The organism is Synechococcus sp. OH2, from assembly GCF_047462155.1.
GTDB lineage: Bacteria > Cyanobacteriota > Cyanobacteriia > Thermostichales > Thermostichaceae > Thermostichus.
The window spans coordinates 1-3,780 of the sequence record NZ_JANSIR010000048.1 but is presented as its reverse complement, the minus strand read 5'-3'; the positions used below and the strand labels follow the sequence as shown (position 1 = coordinate 3,780).

General features: G+C 58.7%; 4 protein-coding genes. All 4 read left to right on the top strand.

The genetic code is table 11. From position 1 onward, the window contains the following. A partial coding sequence (locus tag NW835_RS03520; RefSeq protein ID WP_414414536.1) for a sugar phosphate nucleotidyltransferase occupies positions 1-831 on the top strand: 831 nt, incomplete at its 5' end. 153 nt (positions 832-984) lie between these two features. After that, positions 985-2,751 carry an ABC1 kinase family protein gene (locus tag NW835_RS03515; protein ID WP_414414535.1) on the top strand — a complete coding sequence of 589 codons (1,767 nt, stop codon included), beginning with the start codon at positions 985-987 and terminating at the stop codon, positions 2,749-2,751. 42 nt (positions 2,752-2,793) lie between these two features. Beyond that, on the top strand, positions 2,794-3,168 hold the full coding sequence (locus NW835_RS03510) for a hypothetical protein (RefSeq protein ID WP_414414534.1): 375 nt from the start codon (positions 2,794-2,796) through the stop codon (positions 3,166-3,168). 169 nt (positions 3,169-3,337) lie between these two features. Next, the gene (locus NW835_RS03505) at positions 3,338-3,661 is read left to right on the top strand and encodes a YggT family protein (protein WP_414365791.1); all 324 of its coding nucleotides are present in this window, start codon (positions 3,338-3,340) and stop codon (positions 3,659-3,661) included. The last annotated feature ends 119 nt before the right edge of the window (positions 3,662-3,780 follow it).

Sequence of the window (3,780 nt, the reverse complement as noted above, 5' to 3'; positions counted from 1 at the left end):
TGCGAAGAAAAAGTGGCCTCAGGTTTTGGCCTGCTCAAGATCGGCGAGAACGGTCGCATTGTCGATTTCAAGGAAAAGCCGCAAGGGGAGCTGCTGCAAGCCTGCCGGGTCGATACCCAAGCCCTCGGCCTTAGCCCGGAAGAGGCCAAGGCCAAGCCCTACATTGCCTCGATGGGAATCTACGTATTCCGGCGGGAAGCCCTCATCGAGATGCTGCAGGTGAAGGAACATACTGACTTCGGTAAAGAGGTGCTGCCGGCAGCCGTTGGCAAGTACCACCTGCAGGCCTACCTCTTCAAGGGGTATTGGGAAGACATCGGTACCATCGAGGCCTTCTACCGCGCCAACCTGGCGCTGGTGCAGCAGCCCAACCCACCTTTTAGCTTCTTTGACAGCGAAATGCCCATCTACACCCGTCCGCGCTTTTTGCCCCCCAACAAGATCCTCGATTCCCACATTGTCAACTCCATGATTGCCGACGGCTGTATCATCAAAAATGCCCAAATTCGCAATTCCATCATCGGCATTCGCAGCCGCCTGGAAGCCAACACCATCATAGAAAACACCCTCGTCATGGGGGCCGATTACTACGAGTCGGCAGAAGAGCGGCAGGCCAAGCTGGAGGCCGGGATCCCACCGGTGGGCATCGGCGCCAACTCCCACATTGTCAACGCCATCGTAGACAAGAACGCCCGCATCGGGCGCAACGTCCGCATCCTCAACAAGGATCACGTCAGCGAAGCGCAGCGGGAAGAGGAAGGGATCTGGATCAGCAATGGCATCGTCACCATCATCAAGGACTCGGTGATCCCGGACAACACCGTCATTTGATCGGGGGAGGTCGGCTCTGGCCAAGAACCTGGCCGGCGAGCGCTGAGGAGGCGCTGTTAGGCAAGATGAAGAGGAATCAAGAGGCTTTTGCCATTACGATAGATTACGATAACTATTGAGAGCTTTAAAAACAGATTGTGAGATCCCTTGAGCGTGCTGAACAGGATTTCCTCGGTTGCCGACCTAGAAGTTTACGATCCGCAATTTATTGCTCGTTACTACCGCTGGCGCCTGCCGCAAGTGATCGGTCGGGCGCTGGCCATTCTCTGGCCCTTTCTCTGGTTCGTCCTCTGTCTGCGCTGGGATCAGCTTTGGGGGCAGGGCGATCGCAAGGTGCCCCAGCGGGCAGAGCAGTTGCGCAAGCTGCTCACCGACCTAGGGCCCACCTTCATCAAGGTGGGGCAGGCCCTCTCGACGCGACCGGACTTGGTGCGCAAAGACTACTTGGAAGAGCTGACCAAGCTGCAGGATCAACTGCCCAGCTTTCCTTCCCAGGAGGCGTTTGCCCGCATTGAGTCAGAGTTGGGCCGTCCGATTAGCGAAATTTACGCCCAGATCTCTTCCGAGCCGGTGGCCGCCGCCAGCTTGGGCCAAGTTTACAAAGCGCAACTGCACAGCGGCGAATGGGTGGCGGTCAAGGTGCAGCGGCCCCACCTGCGGGAGCGGCTGAGCCTAGATCTGTACCTCATCCGCTGGGCCTCCACCTGGCTGGGTCCTTGGCTGCCCCTGAACCTGGGCAACACCTTGACGGCGGTGGTGGATGAGTTTGGTTACAAGCTTTTTGAGGAGATCGACTACCTAAACGAAGGGCGAAACTGCGAGCGCTTTGCCGAATACTTTCGCGGCGATCCCGATGTGTATGTGCCGCGCATCTTTTGGGCCTACAGCACCCGCCGGGTGTTGACCCTGGAGTGGATCGACGGCATCAAGCTCACCGATGTGGAGCGGATTCGAGCCGCCAACTTGGAGGTCAGACAACTGGTGCGCATTGGCGTGGTGGCTGGCCTGAAGCAGTTGCTGGAATACGGCTTTTTCCACGCCGACCCCCATCCGGGCAACCTGTTTGCCCTCCCCGATGGCCGCCTGGCCTATATCGACTTCGGCATGATGGACCAGCTCACCGAAGAAATGAAGGAGTACCTGGTGGACGCGCTGGTTCACCTGGTGGATCGCGACTACAACGCCTTGATCGACGATTTTATTCATCTGGGCTTTTTACAGCCGGATGTCAACCGCCAAGAGCTGATCCCTGCCTTGGAGACGGTGCTGGCGGATGTGTTGAACCAGGAGGTGGGCAACTTCAACTTCAAAACCGCCACCGACCAGTTTTCCGATTTGATGTACCGCTACCCCTTTCAGGTGCCCTCCCACTTTGCGTTGGTAATCCGCTCTTTGGTTACTCAAGAAGGGGTGGCTCTTAGCCTCTATCCCCAGTTTCGCATTGTTGGTGTGGCCTATCCCTACGTGGCCAAGCGCCTGCTGACGGACGAGTCACCCCGCATTCGCCAGCGGCTGCTGCAAGTGCTGATTAAGGAGGGCAAGTTCCGCTGGAACCGCCTGGAGAATTTGATCCAAATTGCCCGCAGCGATGGGGGGCTGGATTGGATCCCCACCGCCCGCATGGGTTTGCGCTACTTGATGTCGGAAGAGGCCCGCGAGCTGCGCCGCCAGTTGGTGCTTTCGCTCACGGAAGATGACCGCCTTCACTTTGAGGAGCTACAGCGGCTGTGGCATGTGGTCAGCCCCGACTTGTCTCCAACTCACCTCTGGCAGGCGGCACTGGGATCCCTGCCCGGCGATCTGCAACACGCTTTGGGCGAGTTGAGGGAACAGATGCAAGCCCACCTGGAGCGGCTCAGCCACTGGCGACTTCCCCAGCCCTGGCCGAATTTGCTGGCGGGAGTAGGACAGGAAAGGTAGAACAGAAGAAGATAGCTTAAGTTTGGCGAGCTGGACAAAAGCGTGGCAGATCAGAAAGGTGACTTCATTGCCGGTGTGGTAGCCGGCGCTGTGTTGGGCGGGATCATCGGCGGGGTGATCGCCTTTGTGCTGGCCCCCCGACTGAGCAAGGGATCCGCCGAAGGCCAGCGCCGCGATCCCGACCGTCTCAACGGCACCTCTGTCCCTCCTGAGCGGCCGCGCCTCCGAGTTTCGGGTGAGCCGGCTGTGCCCAGCTCCAGCGACTGGAGGGAGTGGGAACAGGAAACAGAGCGGATTCCCCAGGCCCGCCGCACCCTCGAAGCCAAGATTGCCGAGTTGAACGAGGCGATCCAGGCCACCCGCGCACAACTGCTTGTCAAGGAAATATCTTCTAGCGCTGTCGAGGAAAAGCCTTAAGCAGGGGATCCCTGTCCATGCCAAACTAGAGGCGGCACTGGCTTTCTCCCCTGAGGGGTGCCAGTGTTCTCGTCTCTCGGCTGAGTTGCCCTCCTGGATCAGGTCTGCCTCTGCTGACAGCGCTTAAGTTGAGATGAGTTGAAGAGTCGTTCCCTCGCTGTTTCTAACCATGATGCTCAGCCCTTTGTTGCTCCCTTGGACAGACGGCCTCTCTCTGGGGCTGGTCTACGGCAGTGCCGCGTCTTTGCTGTTTCGCTCCCTTTACCAGTTCATCGTCATTTACAATGCCCTGCTGATTGTGCGGATTTTGCTGAGCTGGTTCCCGCAACTGAACTGGTCGAACCCCATCCTGTCGGTGCTCAGCCAGCTCACGGATCCCTATCTCAACCTCTTCCGCGGCATCATTCCCCCCATCGGTGGCTTGGACTTTTCCCCCTGGTTGGCCTTTATTGTGCTGAGTTTTGCCATGCAGGTGGTGGGTCAGTTTGCCTAGTTGCGGGATCACCCTGCAGATCCCCGGCGCTGCCCACTACTGGCTGCTCAATGCCCAAGTTCCCGTCTCAGTGCTCAACGTAAGGCGCGGGATTCCCCACCCGGGTGGGGAGGGATAGC